The following is a 19,189-nucleotide window of genomic DNA, read 5'->3' on the forward strand; positions in this document are numbered from 1 at the left end:
ACGCACTAGGTTCTTGCTCCACTTTTAATTAGCTCAACCGTTAACCTTCTCCACGCTTAACTATTTAGTTCACGCAAACTTTCTAAGGGTGGAATATCACAAAGATAACTTAAGCGATAACGTCCGATCAATGTACAGAGTATGGTCATTACCAGTGGGAGGATCAACCAAATCTCGGCATGTAGTTGGATGACCAGTTCCATTTTATAACTGACAATCGCACTGATTACTTCGGCAAAAATACACGCCACGACACCTGAAATTAGCCCCATCAAACCAACTTCCAAACTGAGCATCGACTTTAGCTTTTGCTTGGAACTGCCAAAGGAACGCAGTAATGCCACTTCTTTTTTGCGTTCATCCATAAATAAGTTCAAACATGCGATCAAGACCAAAATGCCTGAAATACTGACCAATAGCGCCAAGATAGTAATAATCTGAACCAATACGCTGACGATGCGTTTGATCTCATCCAAAATCAGACTGACATCAATAAACACGGTATTCGAAAACTGCTGAATTAGACCAATTAACTGATTTTTATCTTGTGGTGGAACATAGAAACTCCCCAAATAGCTGCCTGCATTTTCATCCATGGTTTGGGGAGAAAAAATAAAGAAGAAGTTTGGACTAAAGCTTTCCCACTCCACACTGCGAAGGTTGATCACCTTGGCTTGTAAAATCCCTTCAGGAAGGCTAAAACTCAGTCGATCTCCAATTTGAATACCCAGCTCTTGTGCGGTTTTCACCTCTACCGATACTTCATTAACCTGTTGAAACTGCTGACTGCCCGCGATGATTTGATTATCTTTCGGAAAAGTTGCAGCCTGCGTAAGATTCAATTCACGGCGTAATGAATTATTGCTTTTAATTAAGGCATCCGAAAAAGGGAGATCATTTTTGGCAACTAATCGTCCACGAATATTCGGGTACATCGGCGTCCCTTGCCAGCCATGCTGCTTGAGTTGTTGATTAAAATCCTGCAACTCAAATGGCGGTAATCCATAGACAAATTGGTTAGGTGTCCCTTGTGGTAATTGTTGTTGCCAACGTTCCAGCAAATCTGTACGTAATACCGCTAAAACCGTAATCAGACTTAGACCCAATGCTAATGCGGTAATTTGAAATGCCGTTTGATACGGTGTGCGTATATACGCTGAGATTTTCGTCCCCCAACTTTTCAAAGCCTTTAAACTGAGCCAGACCATCATATATAGGCCAACACACAGGAAGATGATGGCGCAAATCAGCCACAGGGTGAGTTGTAAATTTTCAGTTAATACCCCACAAAACACCACCAAACTGAGTGTGCCGAAACTGAGCATCCAAAGTATGGAACGTACAGAACGCTCTTGTTGTCGTATCACCCGTGCTGGCGGTGTCCCTAATAATTGCCAAAGACTCGGAAGAACAAAACCTAATAGCACGATTGCACTGGTGAATATTGCAATTGGAAGCGGGCCAAGCAGCATGGAAAGGGCTGAAAACTCTAATTGTAAATTTGGAATCAGCTGTAGCATCAGTTGCAATAAGCCATAGCCCAATCCCAGACCAATCAAACTTCCAAACAGGATTGAAAGCCCGAGTACAACCAACAGTAAAGCCAGATAAGCACTTAATATTTGCTGTTTGGTCGATCCAATACAGCGCATCAGTGCAATAGCATCTTGATTTTGTTGAACATAGCGCTGGCTGGTTAATGCGATGGCGATGCCACAAAGTAAAATAGTTAAAATATTGGCCAGCTGTAAAAACGTTTCAAGATTGGCTATCGGCTTCATCAAGCGGGTATTGCCTTCACTGGCATTTCTCAATTTCAAACTGCTTTGAGCCGCATCCTGAACCTGCGCTTGATCTGAATTGGCAGCACCACTTTCTGTTTGATCGCCAAATTTCTGCTTATACAGTTTTTCAAAGCGCTGGGTATTTTGTGCATCTCCTGCCATTAACAGGCGATATTCAATCCGACTCCCGACTTGGATGGCATTGGTTCTCGCCACCTCAGACTGCGCAATCATAACTGTCGGTGAAAAACCACTGAAACCGAGTTCCTGATTGGTGTCATGGATGATTTTGGCACTGACTTGAAAAGCAGCATCAGCAATATTGATCTGATCTCCAACCTTTACACCCAATAAATCCATGGCACGAGGACTTAACCAGACCTCACCTGCTTGTATGGAACGGTTTAGTTTTGGTTCTGTTTCGAGTTCACCTCTTAGTGGAAATGCAGCATCAACGGCTTTGACATTGACCATGACAAATTGCTGATCAGTGTGCGCCATGCTGCTAAATAGCGTGACATTCGATTGTTTTAATTGCTGTGTTTTGGCTTGTTGTTGCCACTCTTGTGGAATTGGTTCATTGGCTGTCAGCACCAAATCTGCTGCCAACATTTCAGCAGCTTGTAGCGCTACAGCATTTTGAATTTGTACATTACTAAACTTTAAAGCCGTGGTGGCACTGATCGCCAAGGTCAGTGTGATCAATAATAAATACACACCCGTGGTTTTAAAACTCAGCTGTAAGAGTGGTCGAAACAATGCCAAAAGATTCATGCAGCATCTCCTGTTCGATGCTCAATCAATTGACCATTGACCAATTCAAAGTGGCGCTGACATTGACGGGCCAAATCGGCATCATGCGTCACCAATACCAAAGTGGTTCCCATTTCACGATTTAACTGAAATAACAGTTGTTCAATTTCCTGTGCCGTTGCACTGTCTAAATTACCTGTCGGTTCATCTGCAAAGATCAGATCGGGTTCACTCACCAAAGCACGGGCAATCGCAACCCGTTGCTGCTCACCACCCGATAAAACTTTAGGGGCTTGATGCGCTTGGCGTTCTAGTCCGACCTTTGCTAACAGTTTTAATGCTTTTTCTTCGGCAGCTTTGACCTGAAAATTTGCTTGTAACCGTAGCGGTAGCATGACATTTTCCAGTGCCGTTAAATGTGGCAACAACTGGAAAGACTGAAAGACAAAACCAATATGGGCCAAACGGACTTGAGCACGCTGTTCTTCATTTAATAGATGAATGTCTTGACCACAGACCCGTAACAGTCCAGAACTGGCCTGATCTAGTGTCGCTAAAATCCCCAACAAGGTGGATTTACCTGAACCAGAACGACCAGTAATTGCAACTTGTTCCCCTGCAAAGATTTCAAGATCGAGGTGTTCAAAGATCGATAACTGTTTTTGTGGAAGTTGTATCTTTTGTGTCAATTGCTGTGCAGAAATAATCGCCTGTGGCATGATGTCAACATCTGTCGTGAGTTGGGTCATATCTTCCCTATATGCAAAATCGCATTCAAAATAATCGTCTATTGAGTTACTTGCTGGCTATTGCACTGATGTTCTGCCCGATGCTGCTCTCTGCCAAAACCATTATGATTTTGGGCGATAGCTTAAGTGCGGGTTATGGTGTTTCAGTGCAGCAAGGCTGGGTTCACTTATTACAAAAACGTCTAGACCAACAGTATCCGAAACAACATAAAGTGGTCAATGCAAGTGTCAGCGGTGAAACCACCAGTGGTGCTTTGGCACGACTGCCTAAACTGTTGCAGACCCATCGTCCAGACCTTGTGGTGATTGAGTTAGGTGGTAATGACGGTTTACGCGGACAGCCCCCTGCACAAATTCAAAAAAATTTAGCGCAGCTGATTCAAAAAAGCCAACAGGCCAAATCGAAAGTGATTTTATTTGGAATGAAAATTCCACCGAATTATGGCAAGGCATATAGCCAAGCTTTTGAAAATAACTATCAAGTGTTGAGCCAACAGTACAAAGTCAAATTATTACCTTTCTTTATGCAAGGCGTGGCGGGGCATAAAAATTTGATGCAACAAGATCAAATTCACCCAAATGCCAAAGCGCAACCAATTTTGCTGAATAATGCTTATCCATTGATCAAAGCAAGTTTATAAATTTAGTGGGTGAAAATGGATTCGTTAAAAAAGGCGCTTCATTTGAGCGCCTTTTTTTAAATCTTGTATTTACTGTAGTTTGCTTAGAAATCGTAGAAGCTTACTTCACCCGTTTCGAGTGAATACTCAGCGCCCACCACTTTTAATTTGCCTTGCGCAATTAAGTTTTCGAGGACTGCTGAACCATGACGAAGTTGATTTACTGATGCAAAAACGTTTGAACGTACTGCATGCATTGAAAGTTTTTCAAGGTCATCTTTCAATTCAGTTTGCATGAGTATTTCTACAGATGGACGAACGCGATTCACAATCGACATCAAGTTAGCTGATGGTGGTGTCGCAGGGTTAGTTAAAGCTTCAATCGTAGAATGAATCGCGCCACAGTGTGTATGGCCCAGTACAATGACCACAGGACAACCGAAGCTTTCTGCTGCAAATTCCACGCTACCGACTTGAGACGGTGCCACAATATTACCTGCAACACGAATCACGAATAAATCGCCTAAGCCTTGGTCAAATACCATTTCAGCAGGAACACGTGAGTCTGAACACCCTAAAATAATCGCAAAAGGTTCTTGGCTTTCGGCCATTTCAGCACGTTGTTGATGCGTCAAAAGCTTTGGGTGATTCGTTTCACCGTCTACAAAACGTTGATTCCCTTTTTTTAAACGATCTAAAGCTTCTGCTGCTGTTAGCATGTTCTAATTACCCTTATCCGAAGTTGCAATATTTTAATCCCAGTCGAATCGATTGTCACTTGCAAAAACAATTGCTATGAATTTTTTATAAGACGATGCTACTTGATAGAAAATGCTAGTCTACATTCATCAAAAAAAAATATTTTTTCTGTAATGGTTCACATTATTAAAACGCAAGTTTAACCACGTCAAAAAAGCAATGGATGACAAAGGTCATTTTTAATTTACAATATATTTCATAAATATACGCTTTTGCTATTTCAGCCCATTCTGATAATAGTCATATAAATGATCTAAAAAATATATCGATTCGATTTAACTGGGGTAAACGTCAATGAAAGGACATCATTCACGCGTTTTTGGCTTTTTCAAGCTAGCAACAATTTGCTGTATGACGTTTACTGCCAACCATGCTTTGGCTGCAAATCCGTCTCCCATCAGCAAAAACCTGGCCGTACCCTCTATCGTGCAAAATTATTTGAGCCAAGAACGTAAAGCGGCTGGTTTAGTCACACACAGTGTTCAAGTCGGGAATGTGAATTGGAGTTATAGCGAAGGTGGTCAACGCTCTAAACCGACCATCTTGCTCATTCATGGTTTAGGTGGCACACGTGATAATTGGAACCGTGTTGCGCATTATTTAACACCGAACTATCACGTGATCATCCCTGACCTTCCGGCCAATGGCGATACCCATGTCCCTGTCGATTTTGATGTCTCTGTCCCGAATGTCACGGAACAACTACGCCAGTTTGTCCTTAAAATAGATATTGAAGATAAACTGAATGTTGCAGGTCACTCATTGGGTGGTTCCATTGCCACGGTATATGCCTCTCAATATCCTTTTGATACCCAAAGTTTATTTTTACTCAACAGCGCGGGCATTTATAAACAAGCCAATACCAGTTATACCCGTGACCCGTATAAACTTAAAAATTTAATCGTTTCAAAACCGGGGGATTTAGATGATGTTATGCATAAACTCATGCAGAATCCGCCTAATGTTCCGACACAGCTTAAAGAAGCGCAGGAAAATATCTTAATTGCGCGTGCGCCCTTCACCAGTAAAATGATCGATCAAGTCGTCACGCTCAATCGAATCTACACCCCTGAAACTTTTGCTCGATTAACACGAACGGTGGAAGCACCAACCCTGATCCTTTGGGGCAAACAAGATAAAATCTTTAATGTTGAAGTGGCTGGCGAACTCAAGTCGTTACTGAAACGTGCAGAAACCCCTGTAATTTTAAATAACGTCGGTCATATGCCAATCTTAGAAGCCGAACAACAAGTTGCAGACCATTACTTACCTTTCCTTGCGAAAAGTCAAAAGTTTAAAAATCCTTTGGTAGATAAACTGATTCAGTTAAACTGAGCATTCGCCATTTTTAGATACCCATCACTGGGGCTTCAGGGAAAGTATGCAGAAAAACCCGATGATTGAGCAGTTGATTGACGCTCAACTGAACTTTTTAGATCAGAGCTTTTCACACAATGATACCGTAGCCACTGAATTCACCCATTTTTATCAATGGTTTCGTAAACAATCTTTGCAGCAAATTTGGAGTTTTGATCAAATCAATGCCTTGTTGCAGAAACAAATTTTAAATACCCCTACAAGTCAATTTCTAATTGAGCAAATTGCTGAACATATCAAATTTGCACTGATTCACCCTGCAAATGACAGCATTACGATTGCCGAAATCATTCCAGTGTTGACCATCGATAAAATTGCACAGTATGTGGCAAGTAAACAGGGACATCGTCAGCGTTTAATTCATACCATGGTCAACAATCCTGCATTTTCAGCCATGATCAGTCAATTGATTCAACATGCGATACAAGATTATTTAGATAATTCGGTGATTGCAAAATCTGTACCCGGTGTTTCACGATTTATGAAAATGGGGAAATCGGTACTGGAAAACGTCACAGATACCAATTTAGATAATGCAGTCAGTAAATATTTGCAAAAGAATATTTTAAAGCTCAGTCAAATGAGTGAAACTGTGTTAAATCAGCACTTTGATGATCATAAGCTGTACCATTTTCAGGCCAATTTGTGGCATAAAATTAAAGCGCTGCCAGTTTCGGTATTAAAGAACTATGTTGAAGTTCAGGACTTGCCGCAAACCGTCGCTATGGGTCATGAAATTTGGGACTTTATGCGACAGTCTGAGTATATGAAACAGCAAGTGCATGATGGCGTATACGCTTGGTACGTGCGCAATGCAGAACGCCCTTTTGATTTATTGCTGCGTGATTTAAATATTGATGAAGCACTGATTCAGCATGAACTTCAAAATTTACTCAATCCTATCGTTCAACAAATGATTGAGTCAGGTTATATACGTGAGCGTTCACGCCTATATTTAGAACAGTTTTACTACTCAAGTGAAGCACTGAAAATTTTAAATATCCCAACATAAAAAAAGCCGCGTGAAGCGGCTTTTTTTTGGACATACTTAGAACTGGTATTTCAAACTTGCATAGTAAGCACGACCCGGCTCGTTATATGTTTGGTTGACCGTTTTATCACGCAGTTTCTGCTCATCAAATAGGTTATTCACACCGATACGAGCACTCAAATCCGCATTAAATTTATAACCAAAGTTAATGCCTGCAATGCCATAACTTTTCACGCTATCCATCGCTAAGCCAGCTTTGTTTTCGAGACTGGTTTCTGCATATTGACGTGGCTTTTGACGACCATATTGGGTATAGACAAAGTTACTGTCTAATCGATCCGTGATGTTGTAGTTCAAAATAGAGTTCAGTGTGTAATTCGGAATCACTGAAAGCGGATTGCCTGTACGTTTATCTTCAGAGTTGATCATATAGGTAACGTTATTGGTCCACGTGATATCACCCCAATCTAAAGAAATACTTCCTTCAACACCTTCCACCAAAGCTTCCGGCGTATTCATCCAACGCAGTACATTATACGTTGTACCATTTACTTCTAGTTCTTCCAGACGTGTATCCCCCGCAACGATCTTATTTTTATAATCATTACGGAACCATGCAAAGCTTGCATTCACGATGTCTTTTTCGAACTGCACACCTAACTCTTTATTCACTGAAGTTTCAGGTTTGAGATCGCCATTACCTTGTAATAGACATTGGCTCAGCCCAATCGGACAGCCATTACCGCGAGTACTTAACAGATAACCTTCCGCATTTTGGTACATATTGGGTGCTTTATACGCCTTAGCCACACCACCTTTTAATGTCCAATAGTCGCCAAGCTTTTGCGTAATATTGAGACTTGGACTCCAGCTATCGCCTGATTTGCTATGATTATCATAGCGCAGTGCCAAAACGACATCGGTGCTTTCGCCCAAGTTCATATTGTTTTCAATATAGGCCGACGCAATCCGTGAATCCATTTGTGAACGGTCACCTGAGGTCAACACATCACCAAAACCGCCTGTGCCAGCTTGTGTATTAACCGTATCGGTAAAGTCATCTTCAACCCATTCAGCGCCTAAAGTTAATACTTGTGGAACATACCATTGGAACGGTAGATTGGCTTCTGCATTAAAACGAATGGTTTCTAGATATGACGTTTGTTTATTTTCAAGATTATTAATCTGTCCCTCAGTACTACCGCCTGTTCCTTCAGGTAGGCGTTTATTTTTGGTTTTGTCATATTGCGCAATGAGTTTACTATCGCCCCAACCCCACGTACCTTCATGGGTTAATGCAAAACTATCACGATAAATGGTATTGGTTTCTTCACCAATTAAAGCCGATAGAATAGGCGCTTTGTTTGGATCGGCTGGATCAAATACACTGTTTTGACTGTCACCTGCAAAACGGTTGCCTTGGCGGCCAACACTTGCGTCAAACATCAAGACTTGTTGATCGTTCAACTGCCAAGCCAAGCGCCCTGCGATATCTTTATTTTCAACGCCTTCTCGACCCGCCATACGCGCGCCATTGTCCATTAAGGCATTAATATCCGCAGCATCTGAATCGGTTTTGTTATAACTACCGTATAACCGATATGAAAGGACATCTTTGAGAATTGGCCCGCTCAAGTTAAAGCTTTCACGGTGACTAGCACCCTCTTTAGCGTCTTCAGGTTGATTGGTAAAAACTTCCACAGAGCCATGCACGTCGTTGGTCACTTTCTTGGTTTTAATATTGACCACACCACCCATCGCACCTGAACCATAACGCGCTGCTGCTGGACCACGCAGCACTTCAATCGATTCAATAGCATCTGCAGGTACCCAGTTCGAATCACCACGTGTATCACGCTCACCGCGCCAGCCATAACGTACTGAGTTTCTCGAATTTACAGGCTTGCCATCAATTAAGATCAACGTGTTTTCAGGCCCCATACCACGGATATCAATCTGACGGTTATTACCACGTTGCCCTGTGGCACTGTTACCAGTCAAATTTACACCCGGCATACGGCGCACATACTCTGAAATATCATTCACAACCGGCATTTTTTCTAAATCTTCTGCCGTAATTTTTGAAGCACCTAATGATTGTTTAACCTGTTCTGCTGCGGTAACAACAATGGTTTCCATCTTCGTTACGGATTCGTCTGTTGCTTCAGTTTGCACATCTTCTGCATGCGACAAACTCACCAATGCACAGAGGATTGAAAGTGTCAGCGTTGATTTGAATAGTTGTTTGGTCATTGAGTGCTTCCAAATGAACGTATTTATGGAGAAATCTAGAATAATGTGTTGCACATTGTAACGGACACAAACAATAATGCAAATAATTTTAATAATCATTCTCATTTATATTTTGGATATGCCTTATCATCTCGATGTAACGATCAAAGAAACCATTGAAAATATCTTTGTGTTATTTCATTTAGAAAATAAAAAAAGCCGCAACATTGCGGCTTTTTTATAACAATACTGAACTTATTTGAAATAAGCACCTTCAGTATTACTGTGATCCGTTTGGTCAACAACGCGCATTAATTCAGGTACATGCTGCTTCAATGTTGTTTCAACACCTTGTTTCAAGGTTAAATCGATTGAAGAACAACCTTGGCAACCACCACCGAATTTAAGCACTGCAGTTAAACCATGCTCTGCATCTTCAACCACTTCTACCAATGCACAGTTACCACCATGACCGGCAAGGCCAGGATTAATTTCTGACTGTAGAACATAAGTGATTCGCTCTTCTACAGAGGCATCTGGACCCACACGTGGCACTTTTGAGTTTGGTGCACGGAAAGTTAACTGACCACCAAAACGGTCTTTGTTATAGTCAATTACCGCATCCAAAAGATATGGAATAGACGGTGTGTCAATAAATGCAGGGAAATCTGGATAGTCTTGTTTATAGTCTGTAGGCACAACTTCTTCTGGTGCACTGTAAGCCATACAACATTCAGCACGTGGCGTACCCGGATTTTCCACAAAAACACGTACACCAATGCCCGGTGTATTTTGTTTATCCAAAAGATCTTTCAAATACTCTTGGGCATTTGGAGTGATCAATAGGTTTGGAATTTCTTCAGCAACTGCTGTGCTGTTGTTCTCAGTCGACATTACAATATTTCCTCAAGCTGAAGTCGCTATTTTAACTTAAGATGCGGGGCATTAGAAAAAAATCAACTAAAATTGTCGGAATTATTCTGAAAGTTCACGCTTTAAGCCGTTTTAATGGCATTATTGAGCATAAATTTTAACAAGTAGAATAGTCATATATGTTGGGTCTACCCTTTAACCACACCGTGACCATTATCCTGATTACGGTGGTGATTTCACTGATTGCATTTTCAAATCAGAAAGTGATGAATCGTTTGTTATTTTGGCCGCCAGCCCTCAGTCGTGGCGAGTATGACCGATTTATTAGCCATGGCTTTATTCATGCAGATGGTGCGCACCTATTATTCAACATGATTACCTTATTTTTCTTTGGTAGCGTGATTGAAAGTTTTTATCGCCAATATTTCTTCGACATGGGCTTTGTGCTGTTTTACTTGGGCGGCTTGATCGCTGCAATTATTCCGAGTTATTTAAAACATAAGCATGATACCCATTGGGCAAGTTTAGGAGCTTCTGGGGCAGTGTCTGCGGTACTTTTTGCGTATATCTTGTTTGAACCGTGGAAACTGATTTTTGTATTCTTTATTCCTGTTCCTGCAATTATTTTTGCCGTGCTATATGTGGCTTATAGTATCTGGTCAGGTAAACGTGGCAACAGCAACATTAACCACAGCGCACACCTTTGGGGCGCAGCGTATGGTGTAATCATGACGATTATTCTTGAACCAAAACTCATTCCACATTTCTTAAGTCAGTTATTAAACGTTCCTTTCTAAACGTTAAGTCTAAAAAATCAGCTGGATTTAACCTAAAAAATGACAGCCTAAACCGTTTCAGTTTAGGCTTTTTTATTGCGCCGAGTTTAACCTCATGACCATTGATCTTTTCTTTAGCCAATTTCCCATATCTACAACACCGCACTTTGAATATCGAGCTATACAATTTCACAGCAGATTGAAACGCTATCTTCCCTTGCCCTGATTTAAACTGAAATGACACAGAATAAAAAAGGGAAAATTCCAATGAAAATAGTCCTGATGTTCTCAAGTTTGCTGTTGACCTGCGTGTTGAGTGCTTGTGCCGTTCACACTCGTGAAGGCAGTATCGTGGTCGACCCAGATCGTAATCACTATCCTTACAATTACCCAGATCGACATGGCGACTTTTGCCCGCCCGGACAGGCTAAAAAAGGCCGTTGTTGATTTGCCGTTGCTGATTTCATGCCCTCTTCTTTTAAGCCTTCAAACCGAAGGCTTTTTCAATTCCAGCAATAAAATTTGAAGCTGTATATTCTACGAAAGTTCACAAAAGCACATGACAAATCATATAAATCTGGCACTTTATGCCACCCTATTTTTTAATTTGGCATAGATAATGTATACATCTGTATATTAATGACAAAATTAGCTGAGATATTTTGCATGTCGAGTTCAACTGAAGGTCTTCAATTTCCCATTTCGGCTTCAAACCAAAAGCCGAGTACATCTAAAACTGGTCGTGAAATTATCGCTGAAGCCTTAGCTGCAGTTGACCATCACTCTTCTGTACGTGCAAAACAAGAAAAAAACTGGCGTAAAAAATATCCTGAATATTTTAAAGCCTTGGTTGAACAAGGAATTCAATCATCTGAAGCTGCGATCAACATTGCTGAGCAAGGTTTAAATAAAGCGCATCACGTCTTTGAGTTTTATCGTAATCAAGAAAAGTATACGCTCAAAGATGCAGTAGCTTTGACTGCACATCCGCTGCATACCGTGAAATTAAAAGGTGAAAGTGACGCAGCGCCTGAGTGGTATGTGCCCTATCATGGTCAAAAACTTCAAGGTGAGGCTTTACTGGCTCAGATTCAAAAATGGCAAGATGCTGGCATCATTGAAGCCAGTCATGCCGACGCATTACGTGAAGCCATTGCACACCCAGAATGGTTCGATTTGTCAGATCGGACTATGGTGCTTTTTGGTGCTGCCTCCGAAGCTGGCCCTCTGACGTGGTTAGCAAAATGGAAAGCCAATATTGTGGCAATCGACCTCAATAATGAACGTGTTTGGGATCGAATTTTAAGCACGGTTCAATCCGGTAATGCCACTTTATATGCACCAAGTCTCGACGCTGTGCATGAAGACACACCCATTCAAGAACTAAAACACAAATTGGGCGCCAATTTACTGACACACATTCCTGAAATTGCACAATGGCTTGCACAAAGTGAACATCAACTAGATCTGGCTGCAATTGCCTATTTAGATGGTGAAAAGCATGTTCGTGTTGCAATGGCAATGGACAGCATCATGGCCTATGTCAGCCAACAAAAAGCCGACACCAGCTTGATGTTTATGTGTACTCCGACCGATGTCTATGCGGTTCCAGAAGAGATTGTTACGGCAGCGCAAGCCAAATTCCAAAACCGTGCTTCTGCACAAAAACTATTGACACAAAGTATTGCCAAAGTCACAGGTCAGCATTTCTTTAAGCAAAATAATGAGCAAACCACCACAGCAGACAATGGAAAATCCTATGGTATTGCTGACTGTCTGGTGGTGGAACAAGGTCCAAACTACGCACTCGCAAAACGTATCCAACAATGGCGTGCAACTGTGGCACGTCAAAATGGTCAGCGGGTTAGTATCAATATTGCGCCATCCACCACGACCCGCTCAGTGACGAAGAATCCATTATTAAAAGCCGCATTTAATGGTGCGAGTTTATTTGATGTGGAATCCTTCCAACCTGAAACCACCAATGCACTCATGGCGGCTTTATGGATTCACGACTTGAGAAACCCTCAATCGGTTGCTAACCCTGAAACGGCGCTAGACCACCCATTAGAACTCATGATGCATGGTGCCAACCATGGTGGCTTATGGCGTGTGGCTTATTTGGCGCGTACTGCCTTACCTTTTGCAGCGCTGTATGGTTTTGCTGAAGAGAAATTGCCCGTGAAAAAAGTATTGGGACTGTTTAAAAAAGCGTAACTGCATTGGTTCAAATAAGTGTTGAACTTTGCAAAGCTTCAACTCGCTAGTTTGATTGTTCTAATTCAGCTCTCAGTCATCCCATTAAAATCGGTGATGTCTGAGATAAAGCCATAAGAAAACGCTGCCGAAGCAGCGTTTTTTTATATCTGGAATTTGAGTTGCTTAGAACACTTTCAAGAATAACCAGTACAAGCAGCCTGATAGACAGATCGTTGCAGGTAAAGTGAAGACCCAAGCCGATAGAATGGTCTTCACTGTTGCAAAGTTCAGACCCGATTTATTCGCGACCATGGTACCTGCAACCGCTGAGTTAAGTACGTGTGTAGTCGATACAGGCATACCAAAACCATCCGCAGCAGCAATCGTTGACATAGCAACAAGCTCGGCAGACATGCCCTGACCATAGGTCATGTGGTTTTTACCAATACGTTCACCGACAGTCACAACAATACGTTTCCAACCCACCATGGTTCCAAGACCCAGTGCCAATGCAACAGCGACTTTCACCCATGTTGGAATGTACTGTAAGAACGAATCTAAGTGACTACGATATTCCTTCACTGTCTTTTGTTCAGCTTCTGCCATTGCTGGTAGTTGTTCAGCTTTATCTAGACGTTTAAAAGCAGTAGTACTTAAGTACATGTCATTACGAATCGAAGATACTTCTTGTTCAGGAATATCTTTTAAGTCGCCATACTGTGCAACACGCTCACCTAAATGATCGGTCAAACTTGCCAAAGCTGGCACAACTTCTGGGCTGACTTCTTTGGTTTGAATGTATTTGGTGAGTACATCACGTGCTTGTGCATCAGGAATATCATTATGCTCTGCATAGATCGCAGTCGCAGTTTGAGCAGATAACTGATGGAAAGATTGAATATGTTGATTATCTAAGTTCTTATTCAATGAATAAGCCAATGGCACACATCCGATTAAAATCAGCATGATCAGACCCATACCTTTTTGACCATCATTTGAACCGTGCGCAAAACTTACACCTGTACAGGTAAAGATCAAAATTGCACGAATCAATGGTGGTGGCGGCTTATTGCCTTCTGGTGGTTGAAATAATTCAAGCTGTTTGCGGAAAATACGCTTCACCAACAAGAAAACGAGTGCTGCAAATGCAAAACCAATCAGTGGAGAGAACAATAACGCCTTACCGACTTTAAGCACCTGCTCCATATCTACACCGCTCGCACCACCGCCTGCATTTAACAGGTAGTTCATGATGCCAACGCCAAGAATGGAACCAATCAAAGTATGCGAACTAGACGCCGGGATGCCCAAGAACCAAGTCCCTAAATTCCACAAAATCGCTGCGATCAACATAGCGAAAACCATGGCAAAACCTGCACCTGAACCGACATTCATAATCAATTCAACAGGTAATAAAGCAATAATGCCGTAAGCAACTGCACCACTGGCAACCATTACACCCAGAAAATTACAGAAACCCGCCCACATTACTGCAACCGGTGCTGACAAGGCGTTGGTATAAATCACTGTTGCCACTGCGTTTGCAGTGTCATGGAAGCCATTTACAAATTCAAAGCCAAGTGCGATGAATAAGGCTGTGCCCAATAAAATCATTGAATAAAGACTTAAAGGCGGAACATGCGCTAAATCGGCAGTCACCTGAAAACCAATATATATCAACGTTGAAATAATCACCGTCAAAAATACCGGCATAAAGAATTTCGGTGTAGGCACATGAACATTCGTGGACTTTTGAGGAGTCGACGTGTGCGCTGAATCTACGGGAGTTTGTTTAGAATTCATGCAGGCAGGAATAGAGGATTTTAAAATCCCCATATTGTTCAATTTAATTATGACAATTATATGACAAAGCGGTGTCATATAAAGCAATTTTTCATGCTTTATTTGTTTTTTTTAAGTGTTAAAAACCGACTTCCCTACTCTACTTTCATAAAGTAAATCAGTTATTTAATCTGCGTATTTAAACTTTATTTTCTTTGAAACCCAATGTTTCAGCTTATATTTCATCTGTCATGTTTTTTGTCATATTGCATACCCCTAATGGATGTTTTTTAATCTTGCCTGAGCAATATGACAAATTCATGAAGCTTTCCATACATTTATATGAAATTAACAAGTTGCAATATTGCTCATTAATTCAACAAGCTAATAATTGCGCGCTGTGAAGATGATTGAATATCAATAAAACTGCAATGAATTCTGTTAATATATTTGCCGATTTTATATTCCATCGGATTGGGGTTATTTATGTCCACGCTTGCCACCCTAAAAGAGCTGCTCGCTCAACGGATTCTGATTATCGACGGTGCAATGGGCACCATGATTCAGCGTCATAAACTCGAAGAAGCTGACTACCGTGGTGAGCGTTTTGCAGATTGGGCATCTGACCTCAAAGGCAATAATGACCTATTGGTGTTGACTCAGCCGCAAATTATTCAAGGCATTCATGAAGCCTACCTCGATGCTGGCGCAGACATCATTGAAACCAACAGCTTTAACGGCACTAAAGTTTCAATGTCTGACTACCACATGGAAGATTTGGTATCAGAGATCAACCGTGAAGCAGCGCGTATTGCCAAAGCCGCTTGTGAAAAATACTCAACACCTGAAAAACCACGTTTTGTGGCTGGTGTGCTTGGGCCAACTTCACGTACTTGCTCAATCTCGCCAAATGTAAATGACCCTGCATTCCGTAATATTACTTTTGATGAGCTTAAAGAAAACTATATTGAAGCTGCGCATGCCCTGATTGAAGGCGGTGCCGATATTCTGCTCATTGAAACTGTATTCGATACCTTAAACTGTAAAGCTGCCATTTTTGCAGTGAAAGAAGTGTTTAATCAGCTTGGCTATGAATTGCCATTGATGATTTCAGGCACGATTACCGATGCCTCTGGCCGAACTTTAACTGGCCAAACTGCTGAAGCGTTCTGGAACTCTGTGCGTCATGGTGACTTATTGTCTATTGGCTTTAACTGTGCCCTAGGTGCAGATGCCATGCGTCCGCATGTAAAAACCATTGCTGACGTTGCCGATACTTTTGTTTCGGCGCATCCGAACGCTGGCTTACCAAATGCCTTCGGCGGTTATGATGAAACCCCTGAACAAACCGCTGCCTTTATTAAAGAATTTGCAGAAAGTGGCTTGATTAACATCACTGGCGGCTGCTGCGGTACAACGCCGGATCACATCCGTGCTATTGCCAATGCCGTAAAAGACATTGCCCCGCGCCAAGTGCCAGAGACTAAACCTGCGTGTCGTTTAAGTGGTTTAGAGCCATTTAACATCACTGAAGAATCACTTTTTGTGAACGTGGGTGAACGTACCAACGTAACAGGTTCTAAAAAATTCTTACGCTTAATCCGTGAAGAAAACTTTGCCGAAGCTTTAGAAGTTGCACAGCAGCAAGTTGAAGCCGGCGCGCAGATTATCGACATCAACATGGATGAAGGCATGCTGGATTCAGAAGGCGCAATGGTGCACTTCCTTAATCTTGTAGCCTCTGAACCTGAAATTTCACGTGTGCCGATCATGATTGACTCATCTAAATGGGAAATCATTGAAGCGGGCTTAAAATGTGTACAAGGTAAAGCGGTTGTTAACTCGATTTCCTTAAAAGAAGGCTATGACGAGTTCGTTGCAAAAGCGCGTTTGTGCCGTCAGTATGGGGCTGCCGTGATTGTGATGGCCTTTGACGAAAATGGTCAGGCCGATACAGCTGCACGTAAAAAAGAAATCTGTAAGCGCTCTTATGATGTATTGGTCAATGAAGTTGGCTTCCCTGCTGAAGACATCATTTTTGACCCGAACGTGTTTGCAGTGGCAACAGGTATCGAAGAACACAACAACTATGCTGTGGACTTTATTGAAGCAACAGGCTGGATCAAGCAAAACTTACCACATGCGATGATTTCAGGCGGTGTGTCTAACGTATCGTTCTCCTTCCGTGGTAACGAGCCTGTACGTGAAGCGATTCACTCAGTGTTCTTATACCATGCCATTCAGCAAGGCATGACTATGGGTATCGTCAACGCAGGTCAAATGGCGATTTATGATGATATTGATGCTGAACTGAAAGCTGCGGTTGAAGATGTGATCTTGAACCAAAACCAAGGTGAAAGCCATCAAGAAGCTACAGAAAAGCTGCTTGAAGTTGCTGAAAAATACCGTGGTCAAGGCGCTGCACAAAAACAAGTTGAAAACTTGGAATGGCGTGAGCTTCCCGTAGAAAAGCGCCTTGAGCATGCTTTAGTGAAAGGCATCACCACATTCATTGATGAAGATACTGAAGAAGCACGCCTGAAAGCTAAACGTCCTTTAGATGTAATTGAAGGCCCACTCATGGACGGCATGAACGTGGTAGGTGATTTGTTCGGTTCAGGCAAAATGTTCCTGCCGCAAGTGGTGAAATCTGCACGTGTCATGAAACAGGCTGTAGCTTGGCTGAATCCGTTCATTGAAGCGGAAAAAACAGCTGGCCAATCTAAGGGTAAAGTCCTGATGGCAACCGTGAAAGGTGACGTACATGACATCGGTAAAAATATCGTGGGCGTAGTACTTGGCTGTAATGGTTATGACATCATCGACCTTGGCGTGATGGTGCCTTGCGAGAAGATTCTGCAAACTGCCATTGATGAGAAAGTCGACATTATTGGTCTATCTGGCCTGATTACGCCGTCACTGGATGAAATGGTTTTTGTTGCGAAAGAAATGCAGCGCAAAGGCTTTAATGTTCCATTGATGATTGGCGGTGCAACCACTTCTAAAGCGCATACGGCAGTGAAAATTGATCCGCAATATTCAAATGATGCAGTCATTTATGTTGCCGATGCTTCACGAGCTGTGGGTGTAGCAACAACTTTACTTTCTAAAGAAATGAAGCCTAAATTTGTTGAAGACACACGTGCTGAATATGAAAAAGTCCGTGAGCGTATTGCCAATAAACAGCCAAAAGCTGCCAAGCTGACATATGCTGAATCTGTAGAAAATGGCTTAAAAATTGACTTTGCTGCCAATGCGCCTGTGAAGCCAAACTTTATTGGTAAGCAAACGCTGACCAATTATCCATTGGAAACATTAGTTGAGTACTTTGACTGGACACCGTTCTTCATTTCTTGGAGTTTGGCAGGTAAATTCCCTGCTATCTTAACGGATGAAGTTGTAGGTGAAGCAGCAACTGACTTGTATGAACAAGCACAGACCATGCTAAAAGACATCATCGACAACAAACGTTTTGATGCTCGTGCTGTGTTTGGTATTTACCCTGCTAACCGTTCTGCAGCGGATTCGGTTGAAGTGTATAGCGAAGATGGTCAATCGGTTACGCATACCTTCCATCACATTCGTCAACAGTCTGATAAAGTGACAGGTAAACCAAACTTGTCATTAGCGGACTTTATTGCGCCTAAAGGTGTCGCAGAAGACTACTTGGGCGGTTTCACTGTATCGATCTTTGGTGCAGAAGAAATGGCCAATGAGTACAAAGCTAAAGGCGATGACTACTCTGCAATTCTTGCACAATCTTTAGGTGACCGTTTTGCGGAAGCGTTTGCGGAGCATTTGCACGAGCGCATTCGTAAAGAGTTCTGGGGCAACCAAGCGTCTGAAACCTTAAGCAATGAAGAATTGATTAAAGAGAAGTATGTAGGCATCCGTCCTGCGCCGGGCTACCCTGCTTGTCCTGAGCATTCTGAAAAAGCACCACTCTTTGACTGGTTAGGCTCTACCGACAAGATTGGCACGCAATTGACCACCAGCTTTGCGATGTGGCCGCCTTCATCTGTCAGCGGTTTCTACTATGCAAACCCTGAAAGCCAATACTTTAACGTGGGTAAAATCGCAGGCGATCAGCTTGAGGATTATGCGAAGCGTAAAGGCTGGACTTTGGATGAAGCGAAACGCTGGTTAGCGCCGAATTTGGATGATTCGGTTCAATAATTTGCATTAATAAAAGCTCTCACAGTGAGGGCTTTTATTTTTTAATCCCCCTAAATCCCCCTTTTTCAAAGGGGGACTTTCGCGTATCAATTTAATTACGTGACAGCTCCTCCCTTTT

General features: G+C 42.2%; 13 protein-coding genes. 7 read left to right on the top strand and 6 right to left on the bottom strand.

Annotated elements, in window-relative coordinates; all coding sequences use genetic code 11:
• Positions 1–56 precede the first annotated feature (56 nt).
• Both FTU06_RS08920 and FTU06_RS08925 read right to left on the bottom strand, forming a co-directional pair.
• Positions 57–2,558 carry an ABC transporter permease gene (locus FTU06_RS08920; RefSeq protein ID WP_180146113.1) on the bottom strand — a complete coding sequence of 834 codons (2,502 nt, stop codon included), beginning with the start codon at positions 2,556–2,558 and terminating at the stop codon, positions 57–59.
• On the bottom strand, positions 2,555–3,286 hold the full coding sequence (locus tag FTU06_RS08925; protein ID WP_180146116.1) for an ABC transporter ATP-binding protein: 732 nt from the start codon (positions 3,284–3,286) through the stop codon (positions 2,555–2,557). The genes FTU06_RS08920 and FTU06_RS08925 overlap by 4 nt, the downstream gene beginning before the upstream one ends.
• 11 nt (positions 3,287–3,297) lie before the next feature.
• Between FTU06_RS08925 and FTU06_RS08930 the strand changes: the two genes are divergently transcribed.
• Complete coding sequence (locus FTU06_RS08930; RefSeq protein ID WP_078189940.1) at positions 3,298–3,927, top strand: arylesterase; 630 nt, start codon at positions 3,298–3,300, stop codon at positions 3,925–3,927.
• A gap of 83 nt (positions 3,928–4,010) precedes the next feature.
• Here FTU06_RS08930 and FTU06_RS08935 read toward each other — a convergent pair whose 3' ends face one another.
• Positions 4,011–4,625 (bottom strand): carbonic anhydrase, encoded by a 615-nt coding sequence (locus FTU06_RS08935; RefSeq protein WP_111884438.1) that lies wholly within the window; start codon positions 4,623–4,625, stop codon positions 4,011–4,013.
• Positions 4,626–4,959: 334 nt separating this feature from the next.
• On the opposite strand from FTU06_RS08935, the gene FTU06_RS08940 reads away from it, so the two are divergent.
• Positions 4,960–6,000, top strand: coding sequence for an alpha/beta fold hydrolase (locus tag FTU06_RS08940; RefSeq protein ID WP_373423849.1), 1,041 nt, complete (start codon positions 4,960–4,962; stop codon positions 5,998–6,000).
• A 46-nt stretch (positions 6,001–6,046) separates the two neighbouring features.
• Complete coding sequence (locus FTU06_RS08945) at positions 6,047–7,054, top strand: hypothetical protein (RefSeq protein WP_180113879.1); 1,008 nt, start codon at positions 6,047–6,049, stop codon at positions 7,052–7,054.
• Positions 7,055–7,090: 36 nt separating this feature from the next.
• On the opposite strand, the gene FTU06_RS08950 is transcribed toward FTU06_RS08945, so the two are convergent.
• Positions 7,091–9,286: a TonB-dependent siderophore receptor gene (locus FTU06_RS08950; RefSeq protein WP_180146119.1), complete on the bottom strand. Its 2,196-nt coding sequence runs from the start codon at positions 9,284–9,286 to the stop codon at positions 7,091–7,093.
• Positions 9,287–9,520: 234 nt separating this feature from the next.
• Positions 9,521–10,159, bottom strand: a complete 639-nt coding sequence (gene nfuA, locus FTU06_RS08955; protein ID WP_078189947.1) for a Fe-S biogenesis protein NfuA — start codon at positions 10,157–10,159, stop codon at positions 9,521–9,523.
• A gap of 158 nt (positions 10,160–10,317) precedes the next feature.
• On the opposite strand from nfuA, the gene FTU06_RS08960 reads away from it, so the two are divergent.
• The 3 genes from FTU06_RS08960 (at position 10,318) to FTU06_RS08970 (ending at position 13,131) form a co-directional block, all read left to right on the top strand.
• A complete protein-coding gene (locus FTU06_RS08960; RefSeq protein ID WP_111884441.1) occupies positions 10,318–10,935 on the top strand; it encodes a rhomboid family intramembrane serine protease in 618 nt (205 codons plus the stop codon).
• Positions 10,936–11,181: 246 nt separating this feature from the next.
• Complete coding sequence (locus FTU06_RS08965) at positions 11,182–11,361, top strand: hypothetical protein (protein WP_180005268.1); 180 nt, start codon at positions 11,182–11,184, stop codon at positions 11,359–11,361.
• Between the two features lie 219 nt (positions 11,362–11,580).
• Positions 11,581–13,131 carry a hypothetical protein gene (locus FTU06_RS08970; protein ID WP_180146122.1) on the top strand — a complete coding sequence of 517 codons (1,551 nt, stop codon included), beginning with the start codon at positions 11,581–11,583 and terminating at the stop codon, positions 13,129–13,131.
• A 165-nt stretch (positions 13,132–13,296) separates the two neighbouring features.
• Here the strand turns inward: FTU06_RS08970 and FTU06_RS08975 are convergent, their stop codons facing one another.
• Entirely contained in the window at positions 13,297–14,916 is a 1,620-nt protein-coding gene (locus tag FTU06_RS08975; RefSeq protein WP_180146124.1) for an inorganic phosphate transporter, read from the bottom strand.
• Between the two features lie 465 nt (positions 14,917–15,381).
• Here FTU06_RS08975 and metH point away from each other — a divergent pair, with 465 nt between their 5' ends.
• Complete coding sequence (metH, locus tag FTU06_RS08980; RefSeq protein ID WP_180146127.1) at positions 15,382–19,071, top strand: methionine synthase; 3,690 nt, start codon at positions 15,382–15,384, stop codon at positions 19,069–19,071.
• Positions 19,072–19,189: the final 118 nt, after the last annotated feature.

This window comes from Acinetobacter sp. YH12052 (genome assembly GCF_013419835.1).
Taxonomy (GTDB): Bacteria; Pseudomonadota; Gammaproteobacteria; order Pseudomonadales; family Moraxellaceae; genus Acinetobacter; species Acinetobacter amyesii.